General features: G+C 66.2%; 14 protein-coding genes, 1 other RNA gene and 1 pseudogene. 7 read left to right on the top strand and 9 right to left on the bottom strand.

Going from position 1 to position 15,570, the window contains the following annotated elements; all coding sequences use genetic code 11:
• Positions 1 to 5: 5 nt before the first annotated feature.
• The 3 genes from ABGA94_RS06905 to ABGA94_RS06895 all read left to right on the top strand — a co-directional run bounded on the left by ABGA94_RS06905 (position 6) and on the right by ABGA94_RS06895 (position 5,393).
• Entirely contained in the window at positions 6 to 3,176 is a 3,171-nt protein-coding gene (locus ABGA94_RS06905; protein WP_053499150.1) for an efflux RND transporter permease subunit, read from the top strand.
• Between the two features lie 64 nt (positions 3,177 to 3,240).
• Positions 3,241 to 3,978 (top strand): SDR family oxidoreductase, encoded by a 738-nt coding sequence (locus ABGA94_RS06900; RefSeq protein ID WP_005416162.1) that lies wholly within the window; start codon positions 3,241 to 3,243, stop codon positions 3,976 to 3,978.
• The gene (locus ABGA94_RS06895; protein ID WP_329845757.1) at positions 3,972 to 5,393 is read left to right on the top strand and encodes an efflux transporter outer membrane subunit; all 1,422 of its coding nucleotides are present in this window, start codon (positions 3,972 to 3,974) and stop codon (positions 5,391 to 5,393) included. Before ABGA94_RS06900 ends, ABGA94_RS06895 begins: the two co-directional genes overlap by 7 nt.
• A 42-nt stretch (positions 5,394 to 5,435) precedes the next feature.
• On the opposite strand, the gene ABGA94_RS06890 is transcribed toward ABGA94_RS06895, so the two are convergent.
• Entirely contained in the window at positions 5,436 to 5,813 is a 378-nt protein-coding gene (locus ABGA94_RS06890; RefSeq protein WP_005416164.1) for a VOC family protein, read from the bottom strand.
• A 142-nt stretch (positions 5,814 to 5,955) separates the two neighbouring features.
• Here ABGA94_RS06890 and ABGA94_RS06885 point away from each other — a divergent pair, with 142 nt between their 5' ends.
• The gene (locus tag ABGA94_RS06885; protein ID WP_049414598.1) at positions 5,956 to 6,219 is read left to right on the top strand and encodes a hypothetical protein; all 264 of its coding nucleotides are present in this window, start codon (positions 5,956 to 5,958) and stop codon (positions 6,217 to 6,219) included.
• Positions 6,220 to 6,238: 19 nt separating this feature from the next.
• Here the strand turns inward: ABGA94_RS06885 and ABGA94_RS06880 are convergent, their stop codons facing one another.
• The 3 genes from ABGA94_RS06880 to hchA all read right to left on the bottom strand — a co-directional run bounded on the left by ABGA94_RS06880 (position 6,239) and on the right by hchA (position 8,918).
• Positions 6,239 to 7,096: an endonuclease/exonuclease/phosphatase family protein gene (locus ABGA94_RS06880; protein ID WP_005416166.1), complete on the bottom strand. Its 858-nt coding sequence runs from the start codon at positions 7,094 to 7,096 to the stop codon at positions 6,239 to 6,241.
• A 240-nt stretch (positions 7,097 to 7,336) separates the two neighbouring features.
• Positions 7,337 to 8,041: a PA1136 family autoinducer-binding transcriptional regulator gene (locus tag ABGA94_RS06875; RefSeq protein ID WP_111174879.1), complete on the bottom strand. Its 705-nt coding sequence runs from the start codon at positions 8,039 to 8,041 to the stop codon at positions 7,337 to 7,339.
• A gap of 4 nt (positions 8,042 to 8,045) precedes the next feature.
• Positions 8,046 to 8,918 (bottom strand): glyoxalase III HchA, encoded by an 873-nt coding sequence (gene hchA / locus ABGA94_RS06870; protein WP_111174880.1) that lies wholly within the window; start codon positions 8,916 to 8,918, stop codon positions 8,046 to 8,048.
• A 379-nt stretch (positions 8,919 to 9,297) separates the two neighbouring features.
• Between hchA and ABGA94_RS06865 the strand changes: the two genes are divergently transcribed.
• The gene (locus ABGA94_RS06865; RefSeq protein WP_111174881.1) at positions 9,298 to 10,521 is read left to right on the top strand and encodes a cytochrome P450; all 1,224 of its coding nucleotides are present in this window, start codon (positions 9,298 to 9,300) and stop codon (positions 10,519 to 10,521) included.
• 17 nt (positions 10,522 to 10,538) lie between these two features.
• Here ABGA94_RS06865 and ABGA94_RS06860 read toward each other — a convergent pair whose 3' ends face one another.
• Complete coding sequence (locus tag ABGA94_RS06860) at positions 10,539 to 12,560, bottom strand: esterase/lipase family protein (RefSeq protein ID WP_375366783.1); 2,022 nt, start codon at positions 12,558 to 12,560, stop codon at positions 10,539 to 10,541.
• Between the two features lie 146 nt (positions 12,561 to 12,706).
• On the opposite strand from ABGA94_RS06860, the gene ABGA94_RS06855 reads away from it, so the two are divergent.
• Positions 12,707 to 13,168 carry a methyltransferase family protein gene (locus ABGA94_RS06855; RefSeq protein ID WP_375366787.1) on the top strand — a complete coding sequence of 154 codons (462 nt, stop codon included), beginning with the start codon at positions 12,707 to 12,709 and terminating at the stop codon, positions 13,166 to 13,168.
• Positions 13,169 to 13,182: 14 nt separating this feature from the next.
• Here the strand turns inward: ABGA94_RS06855 and ABGA94_RS06850 are convergent, their stop codons facing one another.
• Both ABGA94_RS06850 and ssrA read right to left on the bottom strand, forming a co-directional pair.
• A complete protein-coding gene (locus ABGA94_RS06850; protein ID WP_375366781.1) occupies positions 13,183 to 13,668 on the bottom strand; it encodes a hypothetical protein in 486 nt (161 codons plus the stop codon).
• A gap of 158 nt (positions 13,669 to 13,826) precedes the next feature.
• Positions 13,827 to 14,180, bottom strand: a transfer-messenger RNA (tmRNA) gene (gene ssrA, locus ABGA94_RS06845).
• Between the two features lie 220 nt (positions 14,181 to 14,400).
• Between ssrA and ABGA94_RS06840 the strand changes: the two genes are divergently transcribed.
• On the top strand, positions 14,401 to 14,973 hold the full coding sequence (locus ABGA94_RS06840; RefSeq protein WP_065179671.1) for a hypothetical protein: 573 nt from the start codon (positions 14,401 to 14,403) through the stop codon (positions 14,971 to 14,973).
• 28 nt (positions 14,974 to 15,001) lie between these two features.
• On the opposite strand, the gene ABGA94_RS06835 is transcribed toward ABGA94_RS06840, so the two are convergent.
• Both ABGA94_RS06835 and ABGA94_RS06830 read right to left on the bottom strand, forming a co-directional pair.
• A complete protein-coding gene (locus ABGA94_RS06835) occupies positions 15,002 to 15,433 on the bottom strand; it encodes a GNAT family N-acetyltransferase (RefSeq protein ID WP_375366778.1) in 432 nt (143 codons plus the stop codon).
• Positions 15,433 to 15,570 (bottom strand): annotated as a pseudogene (locus tag ABGA94_RS06830) (aldehyde dehydrogenase family protein); the annotation flags it as partial. The gene ABGA94_RS06835 and the pseudogene ABGA94_RS06830, both read right to left, overlap by 1 nt.

Raw genomic sequence — 15,570 nt, 5'->3', positions numbered from 1 at the left:
CCTCCATGGACTTTTCCCGTTTCTTCATCGACAGGCCGATCTTCGCGGCTGTGCTGTCGATCGTGATCTTCGCCGCAGGCCTGATCACGATTCCCATCCTGCCGATCAGCGAGTACCCGGAAGTGGTGCCGCCGTCGGTGGTCGTGCGCACGGTCTATCCGGGCGCCAACCCCAAGGTCATTGCCGAGACCGTTGCCACGCCGCTCGAAGAGGCGATCAACGGCGTCGAAGGCATGATGTACCTGAAGTCGGTGGCCGGCTCGGACGGCGTGCTGCAGATGACCGTCACCTTCCGCCCGGGCACCGATCCGGACGCGGCGGCGGTGAAGGTGCAGAACCGCGTGGCGCAGGCGCAGGCACGCCTGCCCGAGGACGTGCGCCGCCAGGGCGTGACTACGCAGAAGCAGTCGCCGACCTTCCTGATGGTGGTGCACCTGACCTCGCCGCAAGGCAAGTACGACACCCTGTACCTGCGCAACTACGCCCGCCTGCACGTCAAGGATGCGCTGGCGCGTATTCCGGGCGTGGGTGACGCGCAGATCTTCGGTGGCGGCGACTACGCCATGCGTGCCTGGCTGGATCCGGACAAGGTGGCCTCGCGCGGCCTGACCGCCAGCGACGTGGTGCGTGCCATGCGCGAGCAGAACGTGCAGGTTTCGGCCGGCCAGCTCGGCGCCGAACCGCTGCCGGATAGCAAGTTCCTGACCCTGATCAATGCCCAGGGCCGGCTGAAGACCGAAAAGGAATTCGGCGACATCGTGCTCAAGAGCGGCACCGATGGCGAGATCGTGCGCCTGTCCGACGTGGCACGCCTGGAACTGGGTGCGGGCGACTACACCCTGCGCTCGCAGCTGGACGGCAAGAACGCGGTGGGTATCGGTATCTTCCAGTCGCCGGGTGCCAACGCGCTGGAAATCCGCGATCAGGTCATCTCGACGATGGACGAGATGCAGAAGACCATGCCGGCCGATGTGAAGTACGAAGCGGTGTATGACACCACCATCTTCGTGCGCGACTCGATCAAGGCCGTGGTCTCCACGCTGCTGGAAGCGATCGCCCTGGTGGTGCTGGTCGTGATCCTGTTCCTGCAGACCTGGCGTGCCTCGATCATTCCGTTGATCGCGGTGCCGGTGTCGGTGGTGGGTACGTTCGCCGCGCTGTACCTGCTGGGCTTCTCGATCAATACGCTGAGCCTGTTCGGCCTGGTGCTCGCGATCGGCATCGTGGTCGACGACGCGATCGTGGTGGTGGAGAACGTCGAGCGCAACATCGAGGAAGGCCTGTCGCCCACCGCGGCGGCACACCAGGCCATGCGCGAGGTGTCCGGCCCGATCGTGGCGATCGCGCTGGTGCTGTGTGCCGTGTTCGTGCCGATGGCCTTCCTGTCCGGTGTCACCGGCCAGTTCTACAAGCAGTTCGCGGTCACCATCGCCATTTCCACGGTGATCTCGGCGATCAACTCGCTGACCCTGTCGCCGGCCCTGGCCGCGCGCCTGCTGAAGGCTCATGGCGCTCCGAAGGACGGCCCGAGCCGCCTGATCGACCGCCTGTTCGGCTGGGTGTTCCGTCCGTTCAACCGCTTCTTCAAGTCCAGCTCGGAGAAATACGAGCGTGGCGTGGCCCGCATCCTCGGCCGCCGCGGGGCGGTGTTCGTGGTCTACGCGATCCTGCTGGTCGGTACCGGCGTGATCTTCAAGCTGGTGCCGCCGGGCTTCATTCCGACCCAGGACAAGCTGTATCTGATCGCCGGTGTGAAGCTGCCGGAAGGTTCGTCGATCGCCCGCACCGATGAAATGCTGCGCAAGGTCGCCAAGATCGCCCAGGAAACCGATGGCGTCGCTCACACCATCTCGTTCCCCGGTCTGAACGCGCTGCAGTTCACCAATACGCCGAACACCGGTGTGGCGTTCATCCCGCTCAAGCCGTTCGCCGAGCGCCATGGCCGCACCGCGGCGCAGATCAATGCCGAGATCAACCAGAAGATTGCCGGCCTGCAGGAAGGCTTCGCGTTCGCGATGATGCCGCCGCCGATCCTCGGCCTGGGCAATGGCAACGGCTACCAGATGTTCATCGAGGACCGTGGCAACCTGGGTTACGGCGCGCTGCAGAATGCGGTGCAGGCCATGCAGGGCACCGTCGCGCAGACCCCGGGCATGGCCTTCCCGATTTCCAGCTACCAGGCCAACGTGCCGCAGCTCGATGCCGAGGTGGACCGCGTCAAGGCCAAGGCACAGGGCGTGCAGCTCACCGAGCTGTTCGACACCTTGCAGACCTACCTGGGTTCGGCCTACGTCAACGACTTCAACCAGTTCGGCCGCACCTGGCAGGTGATCGCCCAGGCCGATGGTCCGTACCGCGAGACGGTCGAGGACATCGGCAAGCTGCGTACCCGCAACGACCGCGGCGAGATGGTGCCGATCGGTTCGATGGTCACCATCAAGCAGACCTTCGGCCCGGACCCGGTGCTGCGCTTCAATGGCTATCCGGCGGCTGACCTGGCCGGTGAAGCCGACCCGCGCCTGTTGTCCTCGGCCGAGGCGATGACCAAGCTGACCGAGATCGCCGCCAAGGTGCTGCCGGTGGGCATGACCACCGAATGGACCGACCTGAGCTACCAGCAGGCAACCCAGGGCAAGGCCGCCTTCATCGTGTTCCCGGTGGCGATCATGCTGGCCTTCCTGGTGCTGGCCGCGCTGTACGAGAGCTGGTCGCTGCCGCTGGCGGTGATCCTGATCGTGCCGATGACCCTGCTGTCGGCGCTGTTCGGCGTGTGGTTGACCGGTGGTGACAACAACGTGTTCGTGCAGGTCGGCCTGGTGGTGCTGATGGGCCTGGCGTGCAAGAACGCGATCCTGATCGTCGAGTTCGCCAGAGAGCTGGAGATGGGCGGCAAGGGCATCGTTGAAGCGGCATTGGAAGCCTGCCGCCTGCGTCTGCGCCCGATCGTGATGACCTCCATCGCGTTCATCGCCGGCACCGTGCCGCTGGTGTTGTCGCACGGTGCAGGCGCCGAAGTGCGCTCGGTGACCGGTATCACCGTGTTCGCCGGCATGCTGGGCGTGACCCTGTTCGGCCTGTTCCTCACCCCGGTGTTCTACGTGGCCCTGCGCAAGTTCGTCACCCGCAACGGTGGTGGACAGCTGGTGCAGCACGGCGAGCCGACCATCCACCACTGATATGGAACCCCGTCGCCGCCGGTCATTGGCCGGTGGCGGCTTTCCCCTCACAAGGCATGCATCCATGAACACCCATCAGAACAAGATCGCGCTGGTTACCGGCGCCACCCGTGGCATCGGCCTGGAAACTGTGCGCCAGCTGGCCCAGGCTGGCGTGCACACGCTGCTGGCCGGTCGCAAGCGTGAGACCGCCGTGGAGCTGGCACTGAAGCTGCAGGCTGAAGGCCTGCCGGTCGAAGCCCTGCAACTGGACGTGACCGACGCGGCCAGCATCGCCGAAGCGGTCGAGCAGGTGCGCCAGCGCCATGGTCGTCTCGACATCCTGGTCAACAACGCCGGCATCATGATCGAGAACCCGGCGCAGGCACCGTCGGAACAGTCACTCGATACCTGGAAGCGCACCTTCGACACCAACGTCTATGCGCTGGTCGCGGTAACCCAGGCATTCCTGCCGCTGGTCAAGCAGGCCAAGTCCGGGCGCATCGTCAACGTATCGAGCATGCTCGGCTCGCAGACCCTGCACGCCGACCCGGCGTCGGGCATCTACGATTTCAAGATCCCGGCCTACAATGCCTCCAAGGCGGCGGTGAACAGCTGGACCTTGAGTCTGGCCTACGAACTGCGCAATACCCCGATCAAGGTCAACACCGTGCATCCGGGTTACGTGAAGACCGACATGAACGGCGGCAACGGCGAAATCGAAATCAGCGAAGGCGCACGTTCCAGCGTGGAAATGGCGTTGATCGGTGAATCCGGCGCCAGCGGCAGCTTCACCTACCTGGGCGAGGTGCTGCCATGGTGATCCGCACGTTGGCGATGGCCGTCTCCAGCCTGGTGCTGGCAGGCTGTGTCAGCGTCGGCCCAAACTACAAGGCGCCGATGCAGGAGCCGGTGGTCCTCCAGAGCGCACAGCAGCCGGTGTTCAGTACCGCTTCGCCGGTCGCCAGCTGGTGGGCGCAGTTCGATGATCCGGTGCTGGAACAGCTGGTGCACGGCGCACTGTCGGACAACCTGGACCTTCGCGTGGCCGTGGCCCGCGTCAGCCAGGCCCGCGCGGTGTTCGTGGAAAGCCGCCTCGACCAGGCTCCGCACGTCACCGCTGGCGGCAGCTACGACCGCCGCAAGCAACCCGATCCGCAGCTGGGTGGGCAGCGGGTGTTCAGTGAAAGCTACCAGCTCGGCTTCGACGCCGGCTGGGAGCTGGATCTGTTCGGCCGCAAGCGCCGTGCTGCCGAAGCCGCGCGCGCCGACCTCGGTGCCGAGCAGGCCAACCTGGCCGACGCGCAGGTCCTGATCGCCGCTGAAGTGGCACGCAACTACTTCGAGCTCCGTGGTACGCAGAAGCGCATCGCGGTGGCCCAGCACACGCTGGAAAACCTGCGCGATACGCAGAAGCTGACCGAGGCGCGCTGGCAGCTGGGCGCAGGCAGCGAGCTGGATGTGCAGAGCAGCCGTGCCCGCCTGAAGGCGATCGAGGCTGACATCCCGTTGCTGGAAGTGGCCGAGGCGCAGTCGCGCAACCGGCTGGCCGTGCTGCTCGGCCAGCGCCCGGAAGTGCTGACTGACATGCTCGCGCCGCACGACGTACCGGCCTTCGCCAAGGCACTGCCGCTGGGCGATACCCGCGAACTGCTGCGCCAGCGTGCCGACGTGCGCGTGGCCGAGCGTCGCCTGGCGGCTGCGACCGCACGCGTGGGCGTGGCCACGGCGGACCTGTTCCCGCGGTTGTCGCTGTCCGGCTTCGTCGGGTTCCTCGGTGGCGATGCCAGCGGCCTGGTCAATGGCAACAACAAGGCCTGGTCGCTGACCCCGTCGCTGAGCTGGGCGGCATTCGACTTCGGCACCGTGCGTGCACGCCTGCGTGCCAGCAAGGCTGAAGCCGAAGGCGTGGCCGCGCAGTATGAGCAGGCGGTACTGCTGGCCCTGGAAGACACCGAGAACGCACTGACCCGCTATTCCAAGCAGCAGGCACGGTTGGCGATCGTGGTCGAGCAGGCGCAGGCGGCACGGCGTGCCGAATCGCTGGCGCAGATCCGCTATCGCGAGGGCTCGGAGGACTTCCTGACCCTGCTGGATGCGCAGCGCACGCAGCTGGCAGCCGATGATGCGTTGGCGGCGGCCGAGTCCGAGGTCAATGTCAGCGTGGTGGGCGTGTACAAGGCGCTCGGAGGCTGGGGGCAATCACCGCAGCAACCGAGCGTGGCGCAGGTGCAGTGACTCCGGGGGAACGGAGGCCGTGGCTTCCGTCCCCTTGCTCTTTCAGGGCCACTGATTGGCCGGCACCTCGCGCTCGCGCATGCGCACGATGCAGAAGCGATGGCCGGTCGGTGCTTCCATTACCCACCAGCGCTTGACGAAGCCTATCCGTCGCGCGCCGAGCTTCTCCAGGCGGTCGGCCTCGGCATCGATGTCGTCGCTCTCGATGTCCAGATGCACCCGTGACGGATGATCGACCCGCTGGACTTCAACGTCCAGGCCCGCCGGTGCGCCCAGCAGGTCGGCATACTCGGCGCCCCCTTCGGCACGCGCCGCCTGTGCCTGCAGACCGAGCGCGGCGGCCCAGAAACGGGCGCCTTCGTCGGCGGGAAGGTCCTGGCAGTCGATGATGAATCCTGCCAGCCGGCTCTGGTGTGCCATGTGCTGCTCCGCAGTTCGAGGGGTACGCGGCAGGGTAGCGCGGTGCATTCCGCGTACGTCTTCACCTTCGTGACGTTTCTGACTCTGCCGGATTGCGGGCTCGCCGTGTAACTAGTGGGTCAGGCACTCGGGAGGACAGGCAATGGCGGACGGAAGGCGGGATACCCAACGGATGTTGTTCGGCGATCCGGGTCCACCGGGTGCGGGTCTGTCAGTGGCGGTCGTGGTGCTGCTGGTGCTGGCGACGATGGCCGCAGCGGTCGGTTTCCTGCGCCTGCAGGATTCGATGCTGGGGCTGGGCCTGATCGGCGTCGCCGTGTTCCTGGCGATAGGGGCCCGCATCTGCCAGGCGCGCGATCAGCATCAGGCCCTGTATCGCCTGCTGTCGCGGCAGCCGCCGCTGTAGCTGCGGCTGCCGTGCGGGGTCAGTGCTTCGGCCAGTCCAGTTCGACCACCAGCGGGAAATGATCCGATGGCAGCACGCCATCGATGCGGCGGTCATCGGTCAGGAAGCTGCGCGCGCGGAAACCGCGCACCAGCACCCAGTCCAGCTGCGCGGTGGCCTTGCCAGTGAAATCGTGGAAGGTCAGTCGCGGGCCCTGCGGTGTCTTCACCTGGGCACGGGTGTCGTGCAGTACGCGGGTGAATGCCTTGTAGGTGTCGCCGCCGGGTTCGCTGTTGAAGTCACCGGTCAGCACCACCGGCAGGTCGGCCGCCAGGCCGGCCACGCGCCTGCCGATCAGCTCGGCACCCTTCACCCGGCGTGGTTCGTCCTCGTCGCGGTAGGGCAGGTGGGTATCCATGAAATAGAAGCGGCGGCCGTCATCGATGCGGCGGAACAGCGCCCAGGTGACCATGCGTGGATACAGGTTGCCCCAGGTGATGCTGCCGGGCACATCGGGCGTATCAGACAGCCAGAAGTTGCCTGATTCCTCGATCGCCAGCACCTTGCTGTCGTAGAACACGCCCATGTGCTCGTCGCCGCTGCCGCCGCGGCGGCCCTCGCCGAACCAGCGGTATCCGGGCAGGTGCTGGGCAAGGTAATCGGCCTGCTCCTGCACCAGCTCCTGGGTACCGATCACCGCGGGGTGCGCGTCGAGGATGACCTTCACCATCGCATCGCGACGGTCGGGCCAGCGCTTGCCGGGTTCGGTATCGGCCGGGGTGCGCACATTGAACGACATCACCTTCAACGGCGCAGGGGCTGCGGCCCAGGCGCTGGTCAGAGGCAGGGCAAGCGCCAGCAGCGCAGACAGCGCGGGGCGACGGAAACGCGACAACATCGTGGAATCCCTCCATTCCATGAAAACGGTTTCACAGAGCATGCCACGAATGCGAGGGCAGCGTTATGCAGGGATGGGTGGCTCGCGGATGCCGGGCGGGCGATGAACGCCCCGCCCGGTGGACCGCGCACCGGCGATCACGGGTCGTAGCTCATCCCGTCGCCTGCCTTCTGCAATCGCGCAGATGCACAGGGCGTATGCCGCACGCTGATCAGGCAGCAGGAAGTGCCTCCATCCTGATCAGTCTTCAATCTCGCCACGGCGGCCTGCCGCGCGCACTGCCTGCGCGGTGGTGGCCACGCTCAGTCGTTGCCGCGCTCGCCGCAGGTGGTTCTCAACGGTGCGCGCAGACAGCCCCAGCGTGGCCGCTATCTCTGCCTGGCGCCGTCCAGCGGCGACCCAGCGCAGCACCTCGCGTTCGCGTGCGCTCAGCGCGCCCGCGCGGATGTCGGCCGGCGCTTCGGCAAGCCGCCGCGCCGCGCGGAAGACTGACGCGCCGACCATTTCAAGCAGCAGGCGCGCGCTGGCGGACGCATCAATCGAGGTGCCGGCGAAACTGACCGCACCCTCCAGACCGGTCGGGCCGAACACCGGCACCTGCAACCCATGCAGGCCATCGCCGCGAGGCTGCTTCACCACTTGGTAGCGCTCGCCACGCACGCCGTCGCGCTTGCTCCAGAAGAACGGCGCATTGCTGTCCAGCACATGGCGGTTGACCGGACAGGCGTGCAGGTAGCGGGCGAGTCCGCTATCGCTGCCGTCGCCGAACCAGTCACCTTCAATCCAGTACACACGCTGTGCGTCGCGCTCCAGCCCGGTTCCGGTGGCAAACACCAACAGGCGGTCGTAGCCCAATGGTGAGGCGGCGGCGCGCAGCACGCCGCCCACCGCCGGCAATGACCGCGCCTGTTCCAGTTCCAGCAGCGCGGGCACCAGCGCAGGCATTGGCTCAGCGCCCCGCCAGCGCATCGAGCAGCGTACGCGCGGCCAGCTTGCCCAACGCGTTGCCGGCCAGCGGACTGTCGCCGGTCAGCAGCAGGCGATCCTGCAGCACGCTGCCATCGATGCCCTCATTGACGATCTGCACCCCCTGCTGGGCCAGCCGTTCACCGAAGAACCAACGCAGCTGCCCGGGCATGTAGCCGATCCCCGGTGTCTGCCGGTCCATTGCGTCGGGGAAGGCACAGATGCGGTAGCCACGGAACAGCGAGGCACCCTCGGCGTCGTCGACGCCCGCCGCCAGCAGCGCCGCCGGGCCATGGCAGAGGGTGATGATGTGGCGCTGCTCGGCCATGGCCCATTGCAGCGCGGCCTTCACCGCCGCGCTCTCCGGCAGGCCGATCAACGCGCCGTGCCCACCGGGAATGAAGACGGCGGCGTAGTCCGAATCGGCGCCCAGGCCGGCCACCACCTGATCCAGCTGCAACGGCTGGCGGAAGCGTTCCTGGTAGCGTTCGTACAGGGCGCCGATTTCGCTGTCCTCGTGTGGGAAGGCCCACCATTCGAACTTGACGGCGTTGCCGGACAGCGTCGCCACGTCGATGTCGAAGCCGGCCTTGTCCAGGTGGTACATCGGCAGCAGGGTTTCCACCGGATGGTTACCGGTGGAGAACAGGTGGCCATTGGCGGTCGGCAGATAGCGCTCGTCGGCGGCGATCGTCAGCACCTTCCAGCGGCCATCGCGGCGCGCATCCGGATAGTCGGCGCCGGACAGGTCGCTCTTGGGCGAGGTGAACTGCGACAGCGAATACGGCGACGGGAAGAAGGCATCGCGCTCGGCCGGATCGGGGCTGGGCTGGCGGCTGGGCTCTTGCGTGTTCATGCAGACCTCCGTTGGGGGAAAGTGAGCCCAGCATAGGAGGCTGCGTGCGCAGGCGCGATGAGGGATTCCCCTCAATCGGCCGCAACCCGGATGCTGCAGCGCGCCACCCGGCCGGTTGGACAGTGGGATTATGTCGTGTTATCTAGCCAGTGCCGGGATAATCCCGGCATAACCACACAGCAAGCAAAGGAATGAAAATGAAAAGATTCGCCCGAGCATTGCGCGTCACTCTGAATATTCATCCGAACGAAAAGAGCAGCGTGTGGAATACCTGGCCGCTGTGGGTCGAATTCTGATCCTGCGGGCCAAACCCGCGATTGAGCGGTAGCAAGACGAAGGGACTCGTCTTTCGAGTCCCTTCCTGCCGGAGACGCACTGCATGCAAGGAATGTCGAATGAAGGCAGCGCCATTGCTGCCGAGCGCTTGGCTGCGCGCGTGGAGCGCGAAGGGCCTGTGCTGAAGCTGGAAACCGGCGGTGTTGGGGTGTTCTGCCCGGAACTGGCTGGCAAGGTCGACAAGGAGAATTCCGAGCACCTGTTCGTGGTCGAGTCGCTGGCCGACCTGTTCCGCCGTCACGAGCGCGTGCGCTGGACCGAAGTGCGCAGCCTGATCGCCACCTGTAGTGCTGAGCTCACCGGAGCACAGACCCTGGAGGCACTGCAGTCGCGCATGAGGCAGGCTCTGGATGGGGTATGCGGCCATGCGCTGGATGCCACGCCGGCGGTGTGGAAAGTGATGGCCCATCCCTTGATCCCGCTGGTGATCGACGGGCTCGATGCCCGCGGCACCGCAGCCATCGAACGCGCCCTGCATCTGCGCTACACCACCCAGGTCGAGCAGGTCATCCATCGGCGCCACCTGCTGCGCAACTTCCTCATCGGCCGTGCCGAATCACGGGCGATTGCCGCCGAACTCAAGCACCGTGTCCGCAGCGGACGTTCGGCGCTGGATTACGCGCAGTCATTGCTGAGCCTGCGAGAGCGCATCGGCCTGGACAAGGTCACCTACCTGGTCACCGTGCAGCTGATCGCCATTTCCGGCGTGCCCGGCATGATGGCCGCCTGCCTGCTGCTGGCGATGCAGATGCATCCACACTGGCGCCAGCGCATCGAGGAGGAATTCGCGCCGCTCTCGGAGGCGGAGATCCACGCGCTGCCGATGGCCAGGATTCCCTGCACGATGCGCTTCCTGAAGGAAGTGATGCGGCTGTACTCCACGCCCTTCAACAACCGTCGGGTGGCTGCCTGCGATCTGCAGGTGGAAGGGCAGGCCATCGCCGAAGGTACGGTCTTCGAGCTGAGCTCGTTCATCCAGCACCGCTCGGCGAAGTACTGGGATGACCCGCTGCAGTTCGATCCCGATCGCTGGTTGCCCGAACGGCGCAAGCGTACCGCCGGCATCTATGTGCCTTATGGCTTCCCCACGCGTTCCTGCGTGGGATCGGCGGTCGGCAATGCACAGCTGGTATTGCTGTGCGCGCTGCTGGCACGCGAGTTCCGCTTCACCCCCAGCGCCGATTATCGGCCCGAGGTGCGCATGGAGGGCTTTGCGATTCCGGCGGCGCTGCATGGCACGTTCTCGCGGCGTACGGCCGGTGCCTGATCTGTCGGGACGGCGGCTTACTTTCCCGTTCGCCCATGTGCCTGCATGTCCTCATGCAGGATCCGCCGCAGCTCGACGATGGCCGGCGTAGCTTCCTGCACGCTGTGTCCGGACACGATCACCTTCTCCGAATCCGCGTGCGGCAGGTGCGAACTCCAGTAGGGCACCAGCCCGTCATCGGTCTTCTCAAGTGGGCCATCGGCCTTGGCGCGGGCGATGATCGAGTGGTAGTGCACCTTCGGTGACATCGGCAGGTCAGCCACGGCGCGGACGAACGGGTCGTCCTTGTCCAGGTTCTGGATGCTGTTCATCTGGTAGCCGTGCTTGCCGTCATTGCGGTCGATCTGGCCGTCGTTGGCGATGGTGGCGACGTCTTCCAGCACGGTCAGTGGCAACCGCACCAGCCGGCCGATCCACCGGCCGAGGCGGGTGCCGGCCACGTCGGTACCGCGATGCGGCGTGGCGATGAACACCACGCGGGACACTTCCGGTTCTGGTAGGAAGGTCAGCACCGGTGCGCCTTTGGTGCGCAGCAGTTCGCGCTGGGCGGGCGTCATCTGCGCGGTGGCCAGCAGGGTGTCGACCAGGTGGTCGCCGGAGGAGGAGATCATCAACCGTGCGATCACCCCTCCCATGCTGTGCCCCACCAGCACCATGTCATGCGAGGCCTGCGCCTTGCCGCTGGGGTCGAAGTGCTTGAACACTTCAGTCAGCGTGTGGCGCATCGCATCGTGGCTCATCGCGATGGGCATGTTGGTCGGGTAATAGAACTGCCAGACCTGGAACTCCCTGCGGATATCGTCGTCGCGCAGCAGTTCGTTGGCCACGTTGACCCAGGCTTCCGGACTGCTGGCCAGGCCATGGATCATCAGCAGCACGCGGCGGTTCGGGTCGTAGGGCTGCATCATGTACAGATGCGGCGTGTCGATGCCGCCCTTGCCACCGAACAGCGTGCGCAACGACTGTCGGCTGAAGTTGGAGCGGGCCAGCCACAGCGCATAGCCGGCAGTGAAGTTGGCCGCCAGTGGCACCTGCTGGCCGTGCAGGGTCACTTCCGAAACCTGGTAGGGATCGTGGATCTCCAGCTCCGGCTCGTCATCGTGCAGCACCTCCCACAGGTTTTTCCCCGAGAAGCGCAATAGCACCGTCATCGATGGCGAGGGCATCTCGCTCCAGCTCTGCGTGGCAGAACGTCTTGCCTGCGCCGCCTGCGCCGCCGCCGGAGGCGTGGTGGCCGTGCTGCCGGCCGGGCCATCCATCACTGCCACCAGTTCGGCACCGAAGCCATCGCGGCGATGCACGCTTCGCAGCGTGCCGGTGAACGACAGCGAGGCGGCGGGTACCAGCTCGCTGGGGGTACGCTGGTCCAGCGCCGATGCTTCGTCTGAAGGGGCCAGCACGAAGGTCCAGCGGCCCAGCTGGAAATGGCTGGCCTGGCCGTGCACGCGCCCGGTGGCATAGGCGTTGTAAAGCTGGACCGAGGCTTCCTGCACCGCCAGGTTGTAGTAATCGCGCACCTGGGTCTGGCGGTCTTCGAAGCCGCGCTGGTTCGCCGTGCGCTCGGTGAAGAACAGATAGGCATAGGCCTGGCGCGCGACCTGCATCCACGCATCGAGGCGTGGCTGGAAGTCGGCATCCAGCTCGGTGACTGCGGTCTTGGCGCGGCCGGATGCCGAGTACTCGCGCTTTGGCGCCGGCAGGGTCATCGCATACTGCAGCCACAACTCGGCCAGGCTGGAGCGCTTGTCTTCCTCGCGCACCACGATGCTGCTTTCCATGGCCTCGATGCAGGGCAGGCCGGGCTTGGCACAGACGCCCTCATCGAGCCCGGCCACGCGCAGGGTCTCAATGGTCGCCGCGCTGAGCTTGCCGGAGGTCAGGATGTCACCGCGCTTGAGCGCGATGTACTGGCCGGGCGTGACCGAGGCAACCTGCACCGACGGCCCGAACTGGCGCAGCGTCGCGCAGCCGCCCAGGGTGAGCAGCACGGTGATGATGAGGGTCGTGCGGCCGATGAAGCCCAAGCCCGTGGTAGCCATGCGATCCTCCTGCGCGGTGGCGCCACTCTAGCGGTGGGCCTGTCAAAGCGGAATAGACCGGACGGTCGGTTTGGGCCTGGCCGCCTTGGGTGATTCAGCCATTCCCGTGTGACACTGCGGCCAATGAAAAGGACACGGTGATCGCGATGGTCTGGCTGGAAACGCGTATTCCCCCGCCCGTGGTAATGCTGCTGTTCGCCGCTATGGGCTTTGCAGCACGCTGGCTGTGGCCGGGTTTGCACCTTCGGGTGCCGGTGCCGGTTCTGCTGGCAGGGGTGACGGTGACGCTGGGTGTCGTGCTCAACCTGCTGCCCAAGGTCTCTTTCCGGCGCGCCGGTACCACCGTCAATCCTCTGCGACCTTCGGCGTCGAGCGCGCTGGTTACCAGCGGAATCTACCGCCGCACCCGAAATCCGATGTATCTCGGCCAGGCGCTGGTCCTGTTTGGTGCCATGGTGTACCTGCAGAACCTGATCGCGCTGCTGGTGGTGCCGCTGTTCCTGGCGTACATCACTTGGCTGCAGATCTTGCCGGAGGAGCGGGCACTGATGGCCCGCTTTCCCGAGGCGTACGCGCAGTACCGTCATCGCGTGCCACGCTGGCTGTAGCGTCGGCTACGCCATCAGCGGCTGATCTGGCACTTCACCGCCGCCGAATAGCCCTCGTAGTCGTCGCCTGCGATCACGTGCAGGGTGTGGTGCTTGTCGATGCGCTTCACGTACGAAGGTTCTTCGGTATTGGCATGCTCGTTGACCTCGGTCACCGACCAGTCCCTGGCCAGGCGCTTCGCGTCGACACCGTTCAGGTACACGAAGAGGCCTTTCTCGCCTTCGGCCACAGTCACATCGGCACTGTTGACCGTGCTGCCAAACAGCGCGACCGGCTTGTCCTCCGGCTCGAAGGTGCCGCCCGGCTTCTTGGCCAGGCCGGCCGCCTGCAGGGCATCGATGGCGTCGGCCGCACTGAAATCCGAGCCCGCCTTGCAGGCCAGCAGCGCTTCCAGCGTGGCGGTGCCGGGCGGCGCGATGGCCGGGGCTGCGGCGTGCGTGGCTGGGGCGGCGGCGAGCGCGGTGAGGAACAGGGCGAGCGTGGTTGTGGCGATTTTCATTGCAGATCCTTCTGGCGGTCGCGGATGGAGGAACTGTTGTGTTGGCGGTGTCATCCCGATTATGCGCCACACGTCCTGCGCGACGTGCAGGCACAAAAAAGCCGGAACCCCAGTTGACGGGAGATCCGGCTTCTTGCGGCCTCGACAGGCCATACAGATGGTGGAGGTGGGCGGAATTGAACCGCCGTCCGAAGGCACTCCATCCCCAGCACTACATGCTTAGCTCACCGTTGGATCTCGTCCCCGAACAGCACGGTGCGCAAAGCGCATCCGGGAACCAGCCTGTTGTGTTCTAGTGCCGGACTGACAGGCAGCCGTCCAGCGCGATTCCATGATAGTGACTCTACACCGCGAGCATGGACACAAGCGGTTTCGAGGCTTAGGCCTTAAGCGGCCAGAGCGTAGTTGTCGTCGTTGGCAACTAGAGTTTTGCAGCTGGATTTACGAGGAAAGCTACCCCCTCGGCATGCGCCAGGCGACTTCACAACCCCCGTCGAAACCAATGCACCCCCGGTTTCTTCAAGTTCTGCAAGGTACAAGGCCCGTTTCGTGTCGCCACGCTCAGTGCCTGCCCAACGCTGGCAATGCTACGCCAAAACAGCTGAACAGTCACCTTGGCAATCCGCAACAAGTTGTAGAGCCTCCGTCATAGCGGATTGGTAACGTCATGGGCACGAATTTGCGACACACTGGCGGCGACCATCCGGGCCAGGACAAACACGGAGACTGTGGGTGACCGAGGCAAGCCAACAACGCAGCCTGCGACAGCTGGTCGGACCCGTCGGGGCCGACTACCAGCGACGGGCATTGCCCCCTGGCTGGGTCTGGGCCGTGCTGGGCGCGCTGCTGGCGGCCACCTGCCTGACCGAACTGCCGGCCACCGCGGCCGCGGCACTGGTCGCCAGTGCGGTGGTGGTGCACTGGTCGCAGCGCGGTCGCATCCATTGGCTGGGCTGGCGCCTGCCGGGCCTGGCGGTGTTGGCGGCCCTGCTGTGGGGGCCGGAAGTGCTGTCGCAGTGGTTCGAGCACGGGCTGGCCGTGGTCCTGATGTCGCTGGCCAGCCTCAGCATCGGCGTGCATGTGTGGCAGTCGCGGCAGATGGCGCAGCAGCTCCAGGGCGCGGCCGATTCGATGGATGACGCCCAGTTGCTGGCCCTGCTGCCGGCCGACGCAGCCCAGCTGGCGCAGCGGTGGCGCGCCGGCGATGACCGGCATGCGCCCGAACTGGCGGTGGTGATGCATCTGGCCGTGATGCACGCGGCGCTGGCACCGCGCATGCGCGGGCAGGGCGTGCTGGCGGGGTGACCGGCAGGCAACTCCAGCGCCGACACGACTACGACCCCGACAACGCCTTGCGCAGGTAGATCCGCTCGTGACCGGGTGGGCAGTCGGGCACGAGCCCATACACGGTGTAGCCCTGCCGCAGGTAGAAGGCTTCGGCCTGCCAGTCGAAGGTATCCAGCATCACGCTGCGGGCGCCAAGCTGGCGCGCGGCGGCTTCTGCTTCCGCCAGCAGGCGCTGGCCGATGCCTTGCCCGCGCAGTTCCGGATCCACCCACAGCACATGTACCTGCAGCCAGCCGGCACAGACGTCGGCCAGCACGCCGCCGCGCAGCCTGCCGTGCTCGTCATGCCAGGCCAGGCGGACTGGGGTCTCATCGAACGCATCGCCGCCGTGGGCCTGGTTGAAGGCCAGCAGGCGCGCGCACAACGTGCGCGTTTCATCGGCGCTGGCAGTCGCCATGGCGCCGACGGGAGTGATCATGCGTCGCGGGCGCGACTGATCGAGGCCACCGGCCCGAAGGTCTCGGTATCGAAGGCCTGCATGCCAGGCTCTACGTCGGCCAGCACGGTGGGTGCATAGAAGGCTCCAGGGCGATCCAGCGGGTGGCCGCCAACCAG

This window comes from Stenotrophomonas sp. 3diitr2024, from assembly GCF_042136455.1.
Classification (GTDB): domain Bacteria; phylum Pseudomonadota; class Gammaproteobacteria; order Xanthomonadales; family Xanthomonadaceae; genus Stenotrophomonas; species Stenotrophomonas sepilia.
This window is presented reverse-complemented; position numbering and strand designations above follow the sequence as displayed.

Bases quoted from the DNA above. Each gene is read 5' to 3' on its own strand.
- ABGA94_RS06860 (WP_375366783.1), bottom strand. From the start codon at position 12,560: ATGGCTACCACGGGCTTGGGCTTCATCGGCCGCACGACCCTCATCATC.
- ABGA94_RS06905 (WP_053499150.1), top strand. From the start codon at position 6: ATGGACTTTTCCCGTTTCTTCATCGACAGGCCGATCTTCGCGGCTGTG.
- ABGA94_RS06865 (WP_111174881.1), top strand. From the start codon at position 9,298: ATGCAAGGAATGTCGAATGAAGGCAGCGCCATTGCTGCCGAGCGCTTG.
- ABGA94_RS06900 (WP_005416162.1), top strand. From the start codon at position 3,241: ATGAACACCCATCAGAACAAGATCGCGCTGGTTACCGGCGCCACCCGT.
- ABGA94_RS06890 (WP_005416164.1), bottom strand. From the start codon at position 5,813: ATGGCACACCAGAGCCGGCTGGCAGGATTCATCATCGACTGCCAGGAC.
- ABGA94_RS06855 (WP_375366787.1), top strand. From the start codon at position 12,707: ATGGTCTGGCTGGAAACGCGTATTCCCCCGCCCGTGGTAATGCTGCTG.
- hchA (WP_111174880.1), bottom strand. From the start codon at position 8,918: ATGAACACGCAAGAGCCCAGCCGCCAGCCCAGCCCCGATCCGGCCGAG.
- ABGA94_RS06850 (WP_375366781.1), bottom strand. From the start codon at position 13,668: ATGAAAATCGCCACAACCACGCTCGCCCTGTTCCTCACCGCGCTCGCC.
- ABGA94_RS06880 (WP_005416166.1), bottom strand. From the start codon at position 7,096: ATGTTGTCGCGTTTCCGTCGCCCCGCGCTGTCTGCGCTGCTGGCGCTT.
- ABGA94_RS06895 (WP_329845757.1), top strand. From the start codon at position 3,972: ATGGTGATCCGCACGTTGGCGATGGCCGTCTCCAGCCTGGTGCTGGCA.
- ABGA94_RS06835 (WP_375366778.1), bottom strand. From the start codon at position 15,433: ATGATCACTCCCGTCGGCGCCATGGCGACTGCCAGCGCCGATGAAACG.
- ABGA94_RS06885 (WP_049414598.1), top strand. From the start codon at position 5,956: ATGGCGGACGGAAGGCGGGATACCCAACGGATGTTGTTCGGCGATCCG.
- ABGA94_RS06875 (WP_111174879.1), bottom strand. From the start codon at position 8,041: ATGCCTGCGCTGGTGCCCGCGCTGCTGGAACTGGAACAGGCGCGGTCA.